At 34.6% G+C, this 18483-nt stretch carries 17 protein-coding genes; 6 read left to right on the top strand and 11 right to left on the bottom strand.

Annotated elements, in window-relative coordinates:
- The 5 genes from HMPREF2846_RS12190 (at window position 1) to HMPREF2846_RS12210 (ending at window position 5452) form a co-directional block, all read left to right on the top strand.
- Window positions 1–660, top strand: coding sequence for a phosphoribosylanthranilate isomerase (locus HMPREF2846_RS12190; RefSeq protein ID WP_070626733.1), 660 nt, complete (start codon window positions 1–3; stop codon window positions 658–660).
- Window positions 626–1855 (top strand): tryptophan synthase subunit beta, encoded by a 1230-nt coding sequence (trpB, locus tag HMPREF2846_RS12195; protein ID WP_070626734.1) that lies wholly within the window; start codon window positions 626–628, stop codon window positions 1853–1855. Before HMPREF2846_RS12190 ends, trpB begins: the two co-directional genes overlap by 35 nt.
- Entirely contained in the window at window positions 1848–2600 is a 753-nt protein-coding gene (trpA, locus tag HMPREF2846_RS12200; RefSeq protein ID WP_023015234.1) for a tryptophan synthase subunit alpha, read from the top strand. Before trpB ends, trpA begins: the two co-directional genes overlap by 8 nt.
- A gap of 309 nt (window positions 2601–2909) precedes the next feature.
- Window positions 2910–4166, top strand: coding sequence for an aminoacyltransferase (locus HMPREF2846_RS12205; RefSeq protein WP_023015233.1), 1257 nt, complete (start codon window positions 2910–2912; stop codon window positions 4164–4166).
- A 26-nt stretch (window positions 4167–4192) separates the two neighbouring features.
- The gene (locus HMPREF2846_RS12210) at window positions 4193–5452 is read left to right on the top strand and encodes an aminoacyltransferase (RefSeq protein ID WP_070626735.1); all 1260 of its coding nucleotides are present in this window, start codon (window positions 4193–4195) and stop codon (window positions 5450–5452) included.
- 81 nt (window positions 5453–5533) lie between these two features.
- Here HMPREF2846_RS12210 and HMPREF2846_RS12215 read toward each other — a convergent pair whose 3' ends face one another.
- From HMPREF2846_RS12215 to HMPREF2846_RS12245, 7 genes are all read right to left on the bottom strand, one after another.
- On the bottom strand, window positions 5534–6055 hold the full coding sequence (locus HMPREF2846_RS12215) for an HdeD family acid-resistance protein (protein WP_023015231.1): 522 nt from the start codon (window positions 6053–6055) through the stop codon (window positions 5534–5536).
- A gap of 1560 nt (window positions 6056–7615) precedes the next feature.
- Window positions 7616–8311, bottom strand: a complete 696-nt coding sequence (locus HMPREF2846_RS12220) for an ABC transporter ATP-binding protein (protein WP_070626736.1) — start codon at window positions 8309–8311, stop codon at window positions 7616–7618.
- Window positions 8304–9089: an ATP-binding cassette domain-containing protein gene (locus HMPREF2846_RS12225; RefSeq protein WP_070626737.1), complete on the bottom strand. Its 786-nt coding sequence runs from the start codon at window positions 9087–9089 to the stop codon at window positions 8304–8306. Before HMPREF2846_RS12225 ends, HMPREF2846_RS12220 begins: the two co-directional genes overlap by 8 nt.
- On the bottom strand, window positions 9082–9900 hold the full coding sequence (nikC, locus tag HMPREF2846_RS12230; RefSeq protein ID WP_070626738.1) for a nickel transporter permease: 819 nt from the start codon (window positions 9898–9900) through the stop codon (window positions 9082–9084). Before nikC ends, HMPREF2846_RS12225 begins: the two co-directional genes overlap by 8 nt.
- Window positions 9897–10880 (bottom strand): nickel ABC transporter permease, encoded by a 984-nt coding sequence (gene nikB / locus HMPREF2846_RS12235; protein ID WP_371099760.1) that lies wholly within the window; start codon window positions 10878–10880, stop codon window positions 9897–9899. Before nikB ends, nikC begins: the two co-directional genes overlap by 4 nt.
- Window positions 10880–12361 carry a nickel ABC transporter substrate-binding protein gene (nikA, locus tag HMPREF2846_RS12240; protein ID WP_070626740.1) on the bottom strand — a complete coding sequence of 494 codons (1482 nt, stop codon included), beginning with the start codon at window positions 12359–12361 and terminating at the stop codon, window positions 10880–10882. Before nikA ends, nikB begins: the two co-directional genes overlap by 1 nt.
- Before the next feature lie 203 nt (window positions 12362–12564).
- The gene (locus HMPREF2846_RS12245) at window positions 12565–12912 is read right to left on the bottom strand and encodes a hypothetical protein (RefSeq protein ID WP_070626741.1); all 348 of its coding nucleotides are present in this window, start codon (window positions 12910–12912) and stop codon (window positions 12565–12567) included.
- A gap of 169 nt (window positions 12913–13081) precedes the next feature.
- Between HMPREF2846_RS12245 and pepF the strand changes: the two genes are divergently transcribed.
- Window positions 13082–14893, top strand: a complete 1812-nt coding sequence (pepF, locus tag HMPREF2846_RS12250) for an oligoendopeptidase F (RefSeq protein WP_070626742.1) — start codon at window positions 13082–13084, stop codon at window positions 14891–14893.
- Window positions 14894–14985: 92 nt separating this feature from the next.
- Here pepF and phoU read toward each other — a convergent pair whose 3' ends face one another.
- From phoU to pstC, 4 genes are read right to left on the bottom strand one after another with little or no spacing between them, the layout of a single operon-like run.
- Complete coding sequence (phoU, locus tag HMPREF2846_RS12255; protein WP_002480899.1) at window positions 14986–15633, bottom strand: phosphate signaling complex protein PhoU; 648 nt, start codon at window positions 15631–15633, stop codon at window positions 14986–14988.
- On the bottom strand, window positions 15633–16526 hold the full coding sequence (pstB, locus tag HMPREF2846_RS12260; protein WP_070626743.1) for a phosphate ABC transporter ATP-binding protein PstB: 894 nt from the start codon (window positions 16524–16526) through the stop codon (window positions 15633–15635). Before pstB ends, phoU begins: the two co-directional genes overlap by 1 nt.
- 51 nt (window positions 16527–16577) lie before the next feature.
- Window positions 16578–17510, bottom strand: a complete 933-nt coding sequence (gene pstA / locus HMPREF2846_RS12265; protein WP_070626744.1) for a phosphate ABC transporter permease PstA — start codon at window positions 17508–17510, stop codon at window positions 16578–16580.
- Between the two features lies 1 nt (window position 17511).
- A complete protein-coding gene (pstC, locus tag HMPREF2846_RS12270; RefSeq protein ID WP_070626745.1) occupies window positions 17512–18438 on the bottom strand; it encodes a phosphate ABC transporter permease subunit PstC in 927 nt (308 codons plus the stop codon).
- Window positions 18439–18483 lie beyond the last annotated feature (45 nt).

Consider the following 18483-nt stretch of genomic DNA (forward strand, 5'->3'; position numbering starts at 1 on the left):
ATGTTCTTAAAATATTGCGGGTTTCAATCAGAAGACGATGTTACACGAGCCATAGAGAATGATATAGATGCGATAGGCTTTATCCACTATCCCAAAAGTAAACGTCATCAAAGTATAGAAGACATTGCACAATTAACAAAACTTGTACCTGAAAAGATTCATAAAGTAGTAGTGGTCGTTAATCCAACAAATGAAATTGTTGCAAAACTTATAGAAGAAACAAATATTGATACGATTCAATTTCACGGACATGAAGATGTTGCACTATTACGATGGTGCAACTCACAATATCCTGGCATTCAAATATACAAAGCACTTCCAGCAAGTTCTGAACTAGTTGAAGCCATTGAAACTTATCGAAACGAAGTAGATTTATTTATTATCGATACACCTTCCATCCATTATGGCGGCACTGGTCAATCATTTGATTGGCAATTACTGAAACAACTCTCAGATGTTCCGTATTTAGTGGCAGGCGGTATGGATTTAGAGAAGATTCAACAATTCGAACAACTCGATATTCAAACAACAGGATTCGACATCGCAAGTGGCATTGAAGTAGAAGGTCGAAAAGATTCACAAGCAATGAAACAAATTTCAAATTATATTAAGGAGAGAGATAAAAATGACGAACGAAACAACACAACCCATTCAAACTGAAGTAGATGAACTTGGATTCTTTGGTAATTATGGCGGACGCTATGTCCCAGAAACATTAATGCCAGCGATTCAAGAATTAAGACAGGCTTATGATGAAGCTAAAAATGATCCCGAATTCCAACAAGAATTAGATTACTATTTAAAAGATTATGTAGGACGTGAAACACCTTTAACTTATGCGAAATCCTGTACAGAAGAGTTAGGTGGCGCAAAAATTTATTTAAAACGCGAAGACTTAAACCATACAGGCGCACATAAAATTAATAATGCTTTAGGTCAAGCCTTACTAGCTAAACGTATGGGCAAACGTAAATTGGTTGCTGAAACAGGTGCAGGCCAACATGGTGTAGCCAGTGCAACCGTAGCAGCACTCTTTGATATGGAACTTGTGGTTTTCATGGGTGAAGAAGATATCCAACGTCAAGCATTGAACGTATTCAGAATGGAATTATTAGGTGCCAAAGTAGTGTCTGTGACAGATGGTCAAGGTACATTATCGGATGCGGTGAACAAGGCGTTACAATATTGGGTCAGCCACGTTGACGATACACACTATTTATTAGGTTCAGCATTAGGACCAGATCCGTTCCCAACAATGGTTCGTGATTTCCAAAGTGTCATCGGCAATGAAATTAAATCACAAATTTTAGAAAAAGAAGGTCGTTTACCTGACGCAGTAGTTGCATGTGTAGGCGGCGGTTCTAACTCAATTGGTACGTTCTATCCTTTTGTACAAGATAAAGACGTAAAATTGTATGGTGTAGAAGCTGCAGGTGAAGGTGAAGACACAGAAAAACATGCTTTAGCAATCGGTAAAGGCTCTGTTGGTGTCTTACATGGTACGAAAATGTATCTATTACAAGATGACAACGGTCAAATCGGTTTAGCACACTCTATTTCAGCGGGTCTAGATTATCCAGGTATTGGACCTGAGCATAGTTACTACCATGATATTGGTCGTGCGGAATACCCAAGTGCATCAGATGAAGAAGCGATGGAAGCTTTAATCAGATTTACGAAAGCAGAAGGCATTATTCCAGCAATTGAAAGTGCACATGCCTTAAGTTACGTAGAAAAATTAGCACCGACAATGGGCAAAGATGAAATTATTGTTGTTACTGTTTCAGGTCGAGGAGATAAAGACATGGATACAATTCGTAAATATACACAAGAACGAGGTGAAGGTCATGAGTAAACTATTTATTCCTTATATTATGGGTAACAAAAAATTCATTGATAATTTAAAAGTCTTACAAGAAGAAGGGGCAGATATTGTTGAAATCGGCCTACCATTTTCAGATCCTGTCGCAGATGGTCCAACAATTATGGATGCAGGCAGTAAGGCAATTAAAGAAGGTATGAGTGCACGCGTGATTTTAGATGAGCTTAAAGCACATAAAGATGAATTACAAGGGTCTAAATATGTCTTAATGACTTACTATAATGTGATATTACATTATGGAGAAGCAGCATTTCTAGAAGACTGTGAGGCAGCAGGTGTATACGGTTTAATTATTCCGGATTTACCATTTGAACTTGCAGAACAACTCAAAGCACGTTTCCCTGATCGCAAAGTCAATATCATCTCATTAATTGCTATGACCGCTTCAAACGAACGTATTGAACACATCGCAGCACATGCTGAAGGATTCATCTATACTGTAACAATGAATGCGACAACTGGAGATAATGGAGCGTTCCACCCAGAATTACAACAAAAAATTGCATTCATTCAAGAAAAAGCAAATGTACCTGTTGTAGCAGGATTCGGTATCAGAACACCAGAACAAGTCGCAGAAGTGACACGTTTCGCTGATGGTGCAGTCATTGGCAGTGAAATCGTCAAACGTTTCGCAAATGACGAAGAAGCAACAACAAGAGGTTACTTACAAAGTATTCGTAAAGCATTAGATGAAAATAAAACAACTGCACAATCATAAAATGTTTTTTTAAATCAGGGTCTGTCTCAGACTCTGATTTTCGCTTTATATATAGTGGTTTTGATAACGGTTTGACACGTGTGCGTGTTATGATAGATAAGCAAGGTTATTACACAAGGTACTTACTTAAAGGCGAACCAGAATAGTTGTAAGAAGTTGAATTCTTGCTTAACATACATAATAAAACAACAGAAATGAAAGGTTTCAATTTTAGTTTTCCTTTTGGGTATTGTATAATAATGAAGATTGAAAATTGATACCAATAAGAAATTAAAAGATAGAGAATACGAATTAGGAGTTATTGAAATTATGAAGTTTACCAATTTAACTACAGCTGAATTTGGAGATTTTACAGATAAAATGCCGTATAGCCATTTTACACAAATGGTAGGCAACTATGAGTTGAAAGTTGCAGAAGGTACAGAAACACATCTTGTCGGGGTGAAAGACAAAGATGACAATGTCATTGCAGCATGTTTACTTACAGCTGTGCCAGTAATGAAATTCTTTAAATATTTCTATTCAAACCGTGGGCCGGTCATTGATTATGATAATAAAGAATTAGTCCATTACTTCTTTAGAGAATTAAAGGCATATGTTAAACAATACAATGCATTATATTTAAGAGTAGACCCATATTTACCATATCAATACCGTAACCATGATGGTGAGATTACAGGAAATGCCGGTCATGATTGGATATTTGATAAAATGGAACAATTGGGTTATATCCATCAAGGCTTTACAACTGGCTTTGATCCGATTATTCAAATTCGTTTCCATTCTGTATTAGATTTAAAAGATAAAACACCACAAGATGTTTTAAAAGGTATGGATAGTCTACGTAAACGTAATACGAAAAAAGTAAAACGTAATGGTGTTAAAGTCCGCTTCTTAGGTGAAGATGAAATGCATATTTTCCGTAAATTTATGGAAGATACTGCAGAAGCGAAAGACTTTGATGATCGTGAAGACGACTTCTATTATCACAGACTAAAACACTATAAAGATCGTGTCTTAGTACCGATGGCTTACATTGATTTTGAAGAGTATATTAATGAATTGAACGCTGAACAAAAGAATTTAGAAAAAGAAATCAATAAAGCTGAGAAAGACTTGAATAAGAATCCTGAGAACCAAAAAGCTGCACGCAAAAAAGAAAACCTTGAACAACAATTAGAAGCACATCATCAAAAAGTTGCTGAAGCACGCGACTTACAACAAAAACATGGTAATGAACTACCGATTTCAGCTGGATTCTTTATTATTAATCCATTTGAAGTTGTTTATTATGCAGGTGGTACTGCAAATGAATACCGTCACTTTGCGGGAAGTTATGCAGTGCAATGGGAAATGATCAACTATGCGATTAACCATGGCATCGATCGTTATAACTTCTATGGTATCAGCGGACACTTTACTGAAGACGCTGAGGATGCAGGCGTTGTGAAGTTCAAAAAAGGATTTAACGCAGATGTAATTGAATATGTTGGAGACTTTATTGCACCGATTAATAAGCCGATGTATAAACTTTATACAACGCTTAAGAAAATCAAAGATAGATAAACATAAGGTAGAAGGGAAATAAAGAAATGAAATTTACAGAGTTGACAGTTAAAGAATATGACAATTTTGTGCAGAATCCATCGCTAGAAAGCCATTATTTTCAAACGAAAGAAAATATCGGCACAAGAGAAGCAGACGGTTTTGAAGTTGTATTATTAGGGATTAAAGACATCGACAACCGTGTGATTGCAGCAAGTTTATTCTCTAAAATTCCTACAATGGGAAGTTATGTTTATTATTCAAACCGTGGTCCGGTGATGGACTATAGCGATTTAGGTCTTGTAGAGTTTTATTTACGTGAGTTAGAGAAATACTTACGTCAGCATAATTGCTTATATGTGAAATTAGATCCATATTGGATTTACCAAATTTATGATAAAGACGTAAACCCATTCCCAAGTCGTGAACAAAATGATGCACTTGTGAACTTATTTAAATCACACGGTTACCATCACCACGGCTTCACAACAAAATACGACACTTCAAGCCAAGTGCGTTGGATGGGTGTCTTAGATCTTAAAGACGAAACACCAGCCTCTCTTAAAAAACAATTTGATAGCCAACGTAAACGTAATATCAATAAGTCAATTAATTATGGGGTAAAAGTTCGTTTCTTAGGTGAAGACGAACTAGATAAATTCTTCAAGTTATACCGTGAAACTGAAGAACGTGCTGGTTTCGTTTCAAAAACAGATGAGTACTTCAAAAACTTCATTGAGCACTATGGTGATAAAGTATTAATCCCATTAGCTTATATTGATTTAGATGAGTACATCACATCGCTACAAGAGTCATTAAATGATAAAGAAGGCCGTCGTGATCAAATGATGTCGAAAGAAAATAAATCTGATAAACAATTGAAGAAAATCTCAGAGTTGGATAAACAAATTGAACATGACCAAAAAGAATTGCTGAAAGCGAGCGAATTGCGTCAAACAGATGGTTCAATTTTAGATTTAGCTGCAGGCGTTTATTTCGCAAATGCCTATGAAGTGAACTACTTCTCTGGTGGTTCTTCAGAGAAATATAATCAATACATGGGACCTTATATGATGCATTGGTTCATGATTAACTATTGCTTCGAACATGGTTATGATCGTTATAATTTCTATGGTTTATCAGGTGATTTCACTGAAGATAGTGAAGACTACGGTGTGTACCGCTTCAAACGCGGCTTCAATGTACAAATTGAAGAATTAATCGGAGATTTCTATAAACCAATTCAAAAAGTGAAATATTGGATTTTCAATACGTTGAATAACATCCGTCAAAAAGTAAAAAAATAAATGCTTTTAAGAAGTAACTTAACATAATAAAAAACGTGCTTTCCTCATCAAATTTTGAAGAAAGCACGTTTTTTGATTTAATTAGTGCGCAAATGCGTCAAAGACATAGTTCAAACCGATTAATAGGAAAGTGAAACCAACAAAGAAAGCGATTAAAAATGCACCTATTAATGGATTGAACAATAAAATGATACCTGCGATAATACCAATGATATTAACAAGTAATGAGAAAAAGTGATATACCTTATTTGTACGCTCTACTGGTGTCACAGTAAAGACACCTAATGCAGATGAAAAGATAAACCAAAATGCAAGCATATAAATAATTGCGACTTGACCTACATTAGTAAAAACAATAAATAAAATACCGAAAATAATATTAAGAATACCAAGTATCATTAACCAGCCGCTAGCAATACCTACAAAAGCTTTTGTTAAACGTCTGAAGAATAATTCAGCAATACCATTAAATATGAAGAAAATCCCGAATAACCAAGTGATGACTGTTAAGTTTTCGACAGGGAAGCTCACGCTTAAAATTCCAATCAATGCGAATAATAAACCGATGATTAAACTTGACCATCTAATGTGATTAGTAGACAATTTTAACACCTCTTTCATGAAATATATACATTAGTATATACCCTTTAACGAAAAATTACATGTTAAAAAATTCATAAACAGTTAAAATAAGATGATAATCAACAAAAGAAGTAAATTGTATAATTAAATGGTATTTAAAGTGAAGTTAAATAGGATATTCTTTGCTTAAAAAGGTAAGAAAGTTCTCGTATGTGCACAAAAACATAAAGAAAGAGAGGAGTTATAAATCAGGGGATTAAGTGACTTAAAATAAGCCTCAAAATATAAAAAACGTTATATAAAGTAAGTCAAATACACCAAGAACTATTAGAATCATGCTGAGCATAGTTGTCATTAACCATTTGAACTGAGTATTTGAGCTTTTTTGGAAACCGTCAAACTTTGTATCAAGTTTAACAATTCTACCATCTAATGTATTAAATTTATTATCAACTTTTTGATTCAGCGTGTTAAAACGTTCATCGATTTTAGCATCAAGTGATTAATGTATACAGTTATTTAGCGATAAATAGCTAAAAATTAAGAGGTTTAGTTGTTTGGAAAGCTAAATGACTGTAAAAGATAGAATTAAATATATTTATGTTATGTAAACTAGTTAGTGTTATTGTATTTAAAATATTGCATATAAGGATTGACTGAGTATGTTTAGATATTGGTGTTTAAGCATTATAAATGCAGTTATTGGAAAATTTGAATGCTGAGAGAGCTTCTGTATTGCATCGAGAATTAACATTACGGATAATCATACAGATGACGCTAAGTAGTTATAATTAAAATGGTATGATTAACGATGTTTAAACTGGATTGATTTAAGTAATGTCAAAGATGGATAATGTGAACGTAAATAAGGTATTTATTATAAAATAAGATGCTGAGAGACGCTCTGAGCTGCAATGAGAATTAGATATGATGGACAAATACCAATGGCGTTACATAATAGCAATTAGAAATGACTAAACTGATTTATAATAATGAGATATGTGATTTGAACTTAGATTTGTAGTTTGAATAAATTAAGATGAAGATCCACGGTAATTAAGATAAGTCAGTTCAAGTTAAAATGAATTAGAGAATTGTTTAGTTAATGACTGCATGCAGAAAATAATATAAGTTAGTAAAACTGAATATATGGTAAATATGACCATAAAAGCGAGGTAGCTGTATGTAACTATTCTTTTTGTTCTTTTAGTTTACATAATATATGTTATAGGAAGTTATGTATTGAGCAGAAGAAGTGGTTTTACCTATACTCTATTGTGTATGTATTGATACTTTTGTTGTTATGTTTATGTTGCTTGGTCATGATTTGTAATTTGTGTTTGAGTCTTTGTTTGCTTTAGTTTGAACTTCCTCAAATTCTAAACCAAAAAAGCTGTTTTTATGTATTTTAATTTAGGTAAATTCGTACATATAGCAAGTTATGGATTTAAGTATGTAAAAGCTTTGATTAAGGCTTGGTCATTAGTTGAATCAGCTGATCTGTCTCTAGTTTACATAATCTAAGATATTACATAAATAGTATCCAGATACCTTTTTGTACCTGGATACTATATGAGTAATTTAATTTTCGTTATAAGCAGCTGTAAGTTCTTTAGTATATGGATGCCGTGATTCATCAAATAATTGTTCAGTTCTAAAATCATCTACAATTTGACCGTTTTGAATGACAATCATTCGTTCAACAATTTGATTTAACATTGCTATATCATGAGAAATAATGATCATTGTTGTTTGTTGTTGATTATGGATGGCTTTAAGCTTTTCGACTAATTTTTGTTCAGCAACAACATCTAAACTTGATGTGATTTCATCGCAAATTAAAACATCAGGCTGCAACATAACCGTTCTTAATACATTAAATCGTTGTAATTGCCCCCCACTGACTTGATCTGGATAACGCGTTAAGAGTTGGCTATCTAAGTCTAATTGTGACATTAAAGGTGATACAACTTGGTCAAATGAGTGTTCAGCATTCGCATAGTATTTTAAAGGTTCTATTAATGATGCTTTAATTGTTAACTTTGGATTGAAACTCTGTGTCGCTTGTTGAAAAATTGGCAAGATACGAGTCGAATTAATATCTATTGTGCCTTGAACAGGCGTTAATTCACCTAGAATCAAGTTCATTAATGTCGTTTTACCAGAGCCTGATTCACCGATAATCCCTACTAATTCGCCCTTTTGAATATTGAGGTTAATGTTATGAAGAATATCTGCTTTGTCATACGCAAAACTGAGATGTTTAATTTTAATCATGCGTATCTTCCTTTCGTATTAAGCGACTTCTCGCATTTAACAAGTGCTTTGTATATCCAGCAATATTACCTTCTTTAAATTGCGATATAGGTCCACTTTCAATGATGGTTCCATCTTTAATAACATTAATTTCATCCGCATATTGAATCACATGTGTTAAGTTATGTGTGATTAACAGTAAAGTTGTATTGTGAGCTTCAGCTAAGTGCTTAATCAGCTTCATAATACGTTGGCCATTTAATACATCTAACGATGCGACAGGTTCATCCGCAATAATTAAATCAGGTTCTAACATTAAAACACTCGCAATATACAATCGTTCTAACTGTCCACCTGATAACATGAAACGATATTTAGATAAGATATTATTGCTGTCTAAATTCACCCAATTCAAGGCGCGTTCAATATGTTCTAATGCTTCTTGTTTAGAAACAGCATAATGCGTACGATATATGGCACTTAATTGTTTGCCAAGACGGGTGTGATTATTAAAACTATGCGCATAATCTTGTGAGATATACCCAATTTGTTTACCTAATAATGGTTTAATAGATTGAATGGGTTGGTTCTCAAAATAGAATTGATTATAAGATACTTTTAATTCTCTAGGCGTTTGACCGATTAATGCACTTGCGGTTAAGCTTTTGCCTGAACCACTTTCACCGATTAATACATTCACTTTACCTTCTATAATAGACAAGTTTAAATGCTGTATTAAGGGACGTTTCTGTTGATCGGTGATATTCAAATTATTCAATTGCATCAAGGTTTTAGTCATGAATATCCCTTCTTTCTGAGATACGGTCTCGCAATGCATCCCCTGCCAAATTAAAGAGCAAAATAGTAATGGAAATCAATGTTGCAGGTGCTAATAACATAATCGGATGTTCAGTAAAGAAATCTCTACCAGCCGCTAACATCGCACCCCATTCTGGTGAAGGTGGTTGTGCGCCTAACCCTAAGAATGAAAGTGATGAAATATATAGGATGATTTTACCAATATCTACAATCATCAAGACGATTAATGAAGGAAGCACTTGCGGTAATAAGTGCTTAAAGATAATTACATAGCCTGGCACATGGAAATAACGAGCTAGTTTAATATAATTTTTGTCCATCTCTGTATTTACAATCGTACGCGTTACTCTCGTATAAGTCATCCAGTTAATGATTGTAATGGCAATGACTAAATTCCAAATACTTGGTTTAAAGAAACTCGCAAATACAATCATTAAGACAAAGTCAGGGATACCTAAACCAATATCAATGATTCTCATAATAATGGTGTCTAAGATACCTTTGCGATAACCCGCAATCAAACCTAGCGGTACACCTATTATTACGATTAAAGCAATTGTTAGCAGTGTAATCGCAAGTGTATAACGTGCACCTATCACGAGTCGCGCAAATAAATTTCTGCCATAATCATCAGTCCCAAGCCAGTGTTGTAGGCTTGGATTTTGTAATGCATCGTTTAAATGTACCGTTAATGCTTGGTTACTTGTTACTGTAAATTGAAGAAGAATGAGTAAAAGCAAATAGATAGCGAAAATATAAAAAATGATATTATGTTTCGTCAGTTTCATCATTGTTTCACTCGCCCTTCTCTTCTACGTGACCATAAAGATTTAGGTTTCAAATGTTTATAGCGTTGTGTCGGGTCTAAGAATAAGATAATGATATCCGCAATCGCATTTCCAATCACCACAAAGGCGCCTATCATTAATACAGCGCCTTGAACGACAGGATAATCTCTCGAACGAATGCTTTCAACTAAGAAATAACCGATACCCGGTATATCGAATAAATTCTCGATTACAACAGTACTTCCGATTAAACCGCCAATAGACATACCGATAATAGAAATCACGGGTATCAAAGCAGGTTTGAAGATGTCTTTAAATAGAATATAACTTTCTGACATGCCACGTGCACGTGATGCTTTCACTTCCCTGCTTCGATATAAATCAATTAAAGTCGAACGCATTAAGCGAATGTGATACGCACTTAAACCGATACTTAACGCGATAATAGGCAAAATATAACCTGCAGGCGTATCAATACCAGCTGCTGGTAATAGCTCTAATTTTTGTGCTATGAAATAAATCAGTAACATTCCTAAAAAGAATGAAGGAATTGAAACAAAAGCTGAAGTTAACACACGAATGGTACGATCAATCCAAGTGTGATAATAAACAGCAGCTAACGTTCCAAGTGTTAAAGATAATAACAACGTAATCAATAATGTACCAAATGCGATAGTGAGTGTGGGTGGTGTGAAGAATAATAGTTCATTCAGTACTGGCTCTTGTGTTTGAATACTCGTGCCGAAGTCCAAACGTAAGATATGTGTAAACCACTCCCACCACTGTACAATTATCGGTTGATTTAATCCTAATTGTGCTCTGGCTTGTTCAATTTTGTCATGAGATACATTCGCAACATCTAAATGCAGCATTTTATTGACTGGATCACCAGGCGAAAGTTTCATCAATATAAATGTAATAGTAGAAAGGACAAATAATACTAAGATCATTTGTCCTATTCTAGAGAGTAAGTGTTTAATTATCATTTTCGTTTATCTACCTTTTCATCAATCAGGTAAATACCTTCTGGTGTCGTTTGAACATTTTCGACTTTTTGGTTCATCACATTGATTTGGTCATTATAAAGGATATAACTATTTGGAATATCTTGCTTTGATACTTCTAATATTTCATTTGTTAAGTGATGACGCTCATTTTTATCTACAGTATGATTCAATTGTTCAATCAATTGATCTACTTTGTGATTATGATAAGCGCCCTTATTCACTGCACCATCTTTTTTATATGCCATATTAAAGAAGTAACCTGTATCTCCTCTAGGAATCGTACCGAAACTATACATAGAGGCATCCCAATCTTTTTTGTTTTTCAAGAAGCCTTCAATATCATCTACGTTTTGAATTTTAATTTGAATATGTGCTTTTTTCGCATCAGATTGAATGACTTGTAAGATTTTAGTCAGTTCAGGTCTGCCTGAATAAGATGAAACATTCAATTTTAATGGATGTTTCTCTGAATAGCCTGCTTTTTCCATTAGTGCTTTGGCTTTAGAGATATCTTGTTTCGGAATGGCTTTATCTTTAATAAAATCTAGTTTTGTATTGAACGGACCATTGGCTGGTGCTGCATAATGATCAGCGACTTTATCACTGATTTGTTGGCGATTAATCACAGCATCTAATGCTTCTCGCACGTTTTTAGTCATTTTAGGACTTGTGTGGTTGTAAAGTAATAGTGATGTTCTGAAACCTGAAGTATTTTCTAGTTTTGCTTTATCTGATTTTTTGACGCTGTTGATTTTATCTACAGGTACATTAGTAGTGACATCCGTACGACCAGAGAGTACATGTTCTGTTCTTGAACTGCCATCTTCATTAAAGGTAACTTTCATAGATTTTAATTCTGGTTTACCATGCCAATAATCTTTATTTTGACTTAATTTGATTTGTTGTGTTCGTTTGAAATCTTTAATGGCATATGGGCCTGTACCGACAGGTGTTTGTTTGATATCTGTTTTGGATTTCGTATCATAAATAGCGGTAAAAGGACTCGCAAGTTCGGAAATCAACTCTGGATACGCACCTTTAGTCTTAACCGTTACTTTTTGGCCTTCAGCTTTAATAGATTCAATAGGTAATGTTGCTTTCAGTAGGTCGCTTTTTTTCAAACCTTGCTCTAAGCTATCTTTGACAGCTTGTCCTGTTAAGGCATGTCCATTTTGGAATTTAATGCCGTCTTTTAAGGTGAAAGTTAATGTATCATCAGATGGTTGGTCGTATGATTTAACGAGGTGTGGTTTAATTTCACCTTTCGTTGTTGTTTTAAATAATGTTTCAGCCGCTCCAATTGTAACAGGAACATCTGTATCATACGGTGCAAGTGTTGTCGTTTTTAGAGGGAGTTCGACTTTTAATTGATCATCAGCTGATGAAGAACCTCCGCTATTACTGCATCCAGCAAGTATGACTGCACCTGCAGCAAGTGATGTAAGTAATCGTTTCATGAAAGACATCTCAGTTAAAGTTATGTTATGTAAGTTTAAACATCATCTTTTGAGATGCTGTTCACTTCCTTTCTATCTATAGGCATTATTGTTTAATTATAATACGTAAATATTCATTTTAAAAGAAGAGTGCGTTGGCGCTATAGTATAAACAAAATAAAACAAGACTGCTTAGAAAACAGCCTTGTTTGTTTTAAATATATTTATTTATTTCTGCGGAATCCATGTATGCGTGAACGTCTGCCTTCATGTTCATGCAGCTCTTTTTGAAGACGTTTTTCTAAACGGCGACGTCTGAAGTCGCGTGTGAAATACCAGACTAAGAAACTTTCAATTAAACTGATAATTGCCATAAACGCAGCATACCCTAATAATGGCTGATATGTGATATCAAAAAAGTTTGGCAAGAAGAATGCAAGCACGCCCAGTACTACAAATGTTAATACTGCAGGTGCTACCCATTTACTTAAAGCGAGTCCGAAAAAGACAGTTACGATTAATACTGCTACAATCGTAATCCATAAATAATTCGGCATATCAGAAATCGTCATATACTTACTCCTCTCATTTCTATGAGAATTTAATCGTTTGCTTTATACATATTGTACAGTAAAGTGATTAAAACATGAAATAAATCAAAGCTTGTGCTAGATGCTTTCGTGAATCGCTTGATGTATAATTTACTCATAACAATTATTAAGATTGCAGGAGGAATTCTATATGAGCCAAGGATTACCATTAAGAAAAGATATTCCTAAGCAAGAGAAATGGGACTTATCGGATTTATTTGAAAGTGATGAAGCATTTTATCAAACATTAGAAGAAGTATTAAGTGATACACTTGCGTTCAATAAGACGTTTGAAAATCATTTAGATTCAGTAGAACAAGTGAAAGCAGCATTACCTCGATTTGTAGATTTATTAGTTCAAATTGATCGTTTAGGTAATTACGCGGAAATGTATCACAGTGTAGATACTACTGATCCGAACCGTCAAAAATTGAGTGCTAAACTTAGTACATCATACGGAAAAATTGCGAGTCAACTTGCTTTTGTTGAGTCAGAAATTCTCGCATTATCTGATGCGCAAATCGACGAATTGATTGCTGATACACCTTATCCACATTATTTAAAACAATTGAAACGTCGTAAACCACACCAATTGTCATTCGAGGTGGAAAAAACATTAGCAGCTTTATCACCGACATTCAGTGCATCTTATGATATGTACGGTATCACTAAAATGTTGGATATTCATTTTGAGCCATTTGAAGTAGAAGGTAAAACATATCCATTAGACTACCCTACTTTCGAAAATGAATATGAAGATAATCCTGATACAACATTCAGACGTAAAAGCTTTAAACATTTCAGTGAAGCTTTACGTAAATATCAACATACGACAGCTGCGATTTATAATACGCATGTACAACAAGAGAAGATTGAAGCGGATTTAAGAGGCTATGATTCAGTCATTGACTACTTGTTGGAAGAACAAGAAGTGACAAGAGAAATGTATGACCGTCAAATTGATGTCATTATGAGTGAATTAGCACCTGTCATGCAACGATATGCGAAATTACTTCAAAAAGTACATGGTTTTGATCATATGAAATTTGAAGACTTGAAAGTCTCTATTGATCCATCATACGATCCAGAAATCTCAATTGAAGATTCTAAAAACTATATCTATAATGCATTAGGTATTTTAGGCGATGACTACTTGAACATGGTACAAGCTGCTTATGATGATCGTTGGATAGATTTTGCGCAAAATAAAGGTAAAGAAACAGGTGCTTATTGTGCAAGTCCATATGCTTCTCATAGCTATGTCTTTATCTCATGGACTGGTAAAATGAATGAAGCCTTTGTATTAGCACATGAATTAGGACATGCAGGTCATTTCAATCTTGCACAAAGTCATCAAAACTTCTTAGAATCAGAAGCGTCTATGTACTTTGTAGAAGCACCATCTACTACCAATGAAATGTTAATGTCGAACTATCTCTTTGAAAGCAGTAATGACCCTAAATTTAAACGTTGGGTAATCGGTTCTATTATTTCAAGAACATACTATCACAATATGGTGACGCACTTATTAGAAGCAACGTATCAAAGAGAAGTTTATCGCTTAGTAGATGCAGATGAAACATTAACAGCCTCTACACTTAATGATATTACACGCAAAGTTTATCAAGACTTCTTTGGTGATGCAGTTGAAATTTCTGAAGGAGCAGAGTTGACTTGGATGCGTCAACCACACTACTATATGGGACTCTATTCATATACGTATTCTGCTGGTTTAACAATAGGTACAGTGATGTCACAACGTATTAAAAACGAAGGACAACCTGCAGTAGAAGATTGGTTGAATACCTTGAAAGCTGGCGGCAGTTTATCACCTGTAGACTTAGCAAAAACAGCAGGTATTGATATTACAACAGATGCCCCACTGCGTGAGACAATCAGTTATATCAGCAGTCTTGTAGATGAACTTGAAGAATTAACAGAAGAAATTAACCAACAATCATAAGAAAAGTTCATATCAAGCTTTATATATTGTTGAAATACACAAATAAAACAGGGAGAACGCTCGCATTGAGTGTTCTCCCTGTTTTTATATTTTTAGACCATTGATTCGTAAGCTTCGCCAGTAATATAGTAGTAAATATTTTCAGCGATATTTGCGATATGGTCTCCCATACGTTCTAAATGTCTTGCGGCTAAATGGGCTTGCCCTGCCACAAATGGATCATTATCGATTAAATAAGTTGTATTTACGATGTCTTTATATAAATCGTCAATATCTTTATCTCGTTCGATAATTTCAAGAATTAAAGTTACGTCTTTATTTTTAAATGCTGTATCTAAATCTTTCAGCATAAGCAACCCTAAATCACCCATTGTTTTTAAACGCGTTAAAATGTAATGATCAGTGATTTTTACACGTTTACGGATTTTCGCAATGCTTGCGGCATTATCACCGATTCGTTCAAATTCTGATGCGATTTTTAATGCAGCAATCATCATACGTAAATCTGTCGCAATCGGTTGTTGTTTTGTGATTAACATCACAACTTTTTCATTGATTTCATCTTCTAATTGGTTAATATCCAAATCACCTTTAATGATTTGGCGAGCGAAATTTCGATCTTCTTTATTTAAAGATTGAACCGCTTTTTCGATACTGAAGTAGACTTTAATTCCCAAAGCACGTAAATCTTTGATTAAGTCTTTTAGTTGCTCTTCATAATGCTGACGGATAACAGTCATTAACCGAAACGTCCTGAAATGTAGTCTTCTGTTTGTTTGTCAGAAGGATTAGAGAAGAGCTTATCAGTATCATCGTACTCGTTTACGTAACCATTTAAGAAGAATGCTGTTTTGTCTGAAATACGTGCTGCCTGTTGCATGTTATGCGTTACCATGATGATAGAATATTTTTGTTTTAATTCTTGAACCAATTCTTCAACTTTTAATGTTGAAATCGGGTCAAGTGCTGATGTAGGTTCATCCATTAAGATTACATCAGGTTCGATTGCTAAACATCTAGCGATACATACACGCTGTTGCTGTCCACCTGATAAACCATATGCGTTTTGGTTTAATCTGTCTTTTAATTCATCCCAGATTGCTGCGCCGCGTAATGATTTTTCAACGATTTCATCTAAGACTTTCTTGTCTTTGATGCCGTGGATTTTTGGACCATATGTGATGTTATCATAAATTGATTTCGGGAATGGGTTCGGTTGTTGGAACACCATACCTACGTTTGTACGTAATTTTTCAACAGATTGTTTATTGCTGAAAATATCGTTGCCGCGGTAAAGAATTTTACCTGCTGTTTTAACACTTGGTACAAGTTCTACCATTCTGTTTAATGTTTTGATATACGTTGATTTACCGCAACCTGAAGGTCCGATAATCGCTGTGACATTGTTTTCTAAAATATCTAAGTTAATATTTTTTAATGCGTGGTTTTCACCGTACCATAAGTCTAAATTTTGAGTTGAGTAAACAATTTCTTTATTTGTATCTGTTTTAATTTTAGACGATTCATTAGAGTATGATTCTACTTTAATTGTACGTTCTGACGCGTGGCTTTGTAACTCTTCATTTAGCTTTGCCTTGTCTTGTCCTTGTTTTCTGTCTTGAACTTTTTCCATTCTGTCAAAACTCCTTTGATCAATTATTATTCGTGAGCTTCAATTTATCAATTAGTATTTTTTACTGAAATTATTTCTTAAGAATATCGCTAAACCATTCATCGCTAGTAACAATACAAGTAAAACGATGATGCCGGCTGATGCGACATGTTGGAATGCTTCTTGCGGCATTTTTGCCCAGTTGTAAATTTGAATCGGCATTGCTTGGAACATATCGAAGATACCAGTTGGTAAGCGTAATAAGATTGTTGGGATACCGATTAAGATTAATGGTGCTGTTTCACCTAATGCACGTGATAACGATAAGATGAATCCTGTTAAGATACCAGGTAATGCAGCTGGTAAAACAATTTTGTAAATTGTTTGCCATTTGTTGCCGCCTAATCCATAACTTGCTTCTCGTACTGATTTAGGTACAGCACGAATTGCTTCTTGGCTTGATACAATGATTACTGGCAAAATCAGTAATGACATTGTTAAAGCGGCTGCAATGACTGATTTACCTAGTGATAAAGATTCAATTCCCATACCACGAACGAAAATCGTAAGTCCTAATAAACCGAATACAACTGAAGGTACACCAGCTAAGTTTGAAATACTGATTTTAACGAAACTTGTGAATGCATTATCTTTCGCATATTCTTCAAGATAAATCGCTGTACCTACACCTAAAATGATTGAGATAGGAATGATTGTAATCATTAACCATAATGTACCAACTAATGCACCTTTAATCCCTGCCATTGAAGGCATTGAAGATGAGAAGTTCGTAAAGAATGATGGTTTTAAATAAGGAACCCCTTTGATTAATGTATCGATTAATAATGCTGCTAGCACAATAAGTCCGATTAAAGTACAAGCGAAGAATACCCACTTCAACACTTTGTTTTTAGTTAAACGAGATGATAATTTCTTTTCAACTTGTTGTTGGTTAACCAGTGCTCTGCTGCTGCCACTTTGGTTTGTAGTTGTTGTAGTCGCCATCTTAATACTCCTCTCTGAAACGTTTTGCAATCCATTGAGAGATTAAATTCATTACAAGTGTGAAAAGGAAAAGCGTAAATCCTACAGCGTAAATACTGTAATATGTATCAGATCCGAATGTTGCATCACCTGTTGCAACTTGTACGATATAACCTGTCATAGTCTGAATTGAACCAGTTAAATTAAATGTTGCATCTGGTGTACTACCTGCTGCTAAAGATACAATCATTGTTTCACCGATGGCTCTTGAGATTGCTAAAACAATTGAAGCGACAATCCCTGAAATGGCTGCTGGTAAAACAACTTTTGTCGCAACTTCAAATTTTGTTGCGCCTAATCCTAATGCACCTTCACGAATTTTGTTCGGTACTGATGCCATCGCATCTTCACTTAAACTTGTGATTAATGGGATGATCATAACCCCTACAACTAAACCTGGTGAAATTGAGTTGAAGCTTCCTAATTCAGGGAAGATACTACGTAACATTGGTGTTACGAATGTTAATGCGAAGAAACCAAACACAATTGTTGGGATCCCTGCTAAAATTTCAAGTACAGGTTTAATAATTTTACGCATTCTGTCTGATGCATATTCGCTCAAATAAATCGCTGCGCCTAATCCGATAGGTACCGCAAAGAGTGTCGCAATGACAGTAACTTTCAACGTACCAAATATTAATGCCCAAATACCGTATTTCGGGTCGCTAGAGAATGGGTTCCACTCTCTTGTAAACAAGAATTCTACGATAGATACACGTGTGAAGAATGTAATAGTTTCTGTTAATAGAGTAAATAAGATACCAATTGTTGTAAGAATCGATATCACTGCGATAATCGCTAAAACAATAGGAACAAGTTTGTCACTGACACCTTTTTTGTTTCTTTGGTTATGAGCAATCATTTCTCTAACGTTGTGTTGAGATTTCATAATTCCCTTCTTCCTTCCCTTGGAAAAATAATAAGTGTTAAACAA

The organism is Staphylococcus sp. HMSC056G08, from assembly GCF_001812305.1.
GTDB lineage: Bacteria > Bacillota > Bacilli > Staphylococcales > Staphylococcaceae > Staphylococcus > Staphylococcus simulans.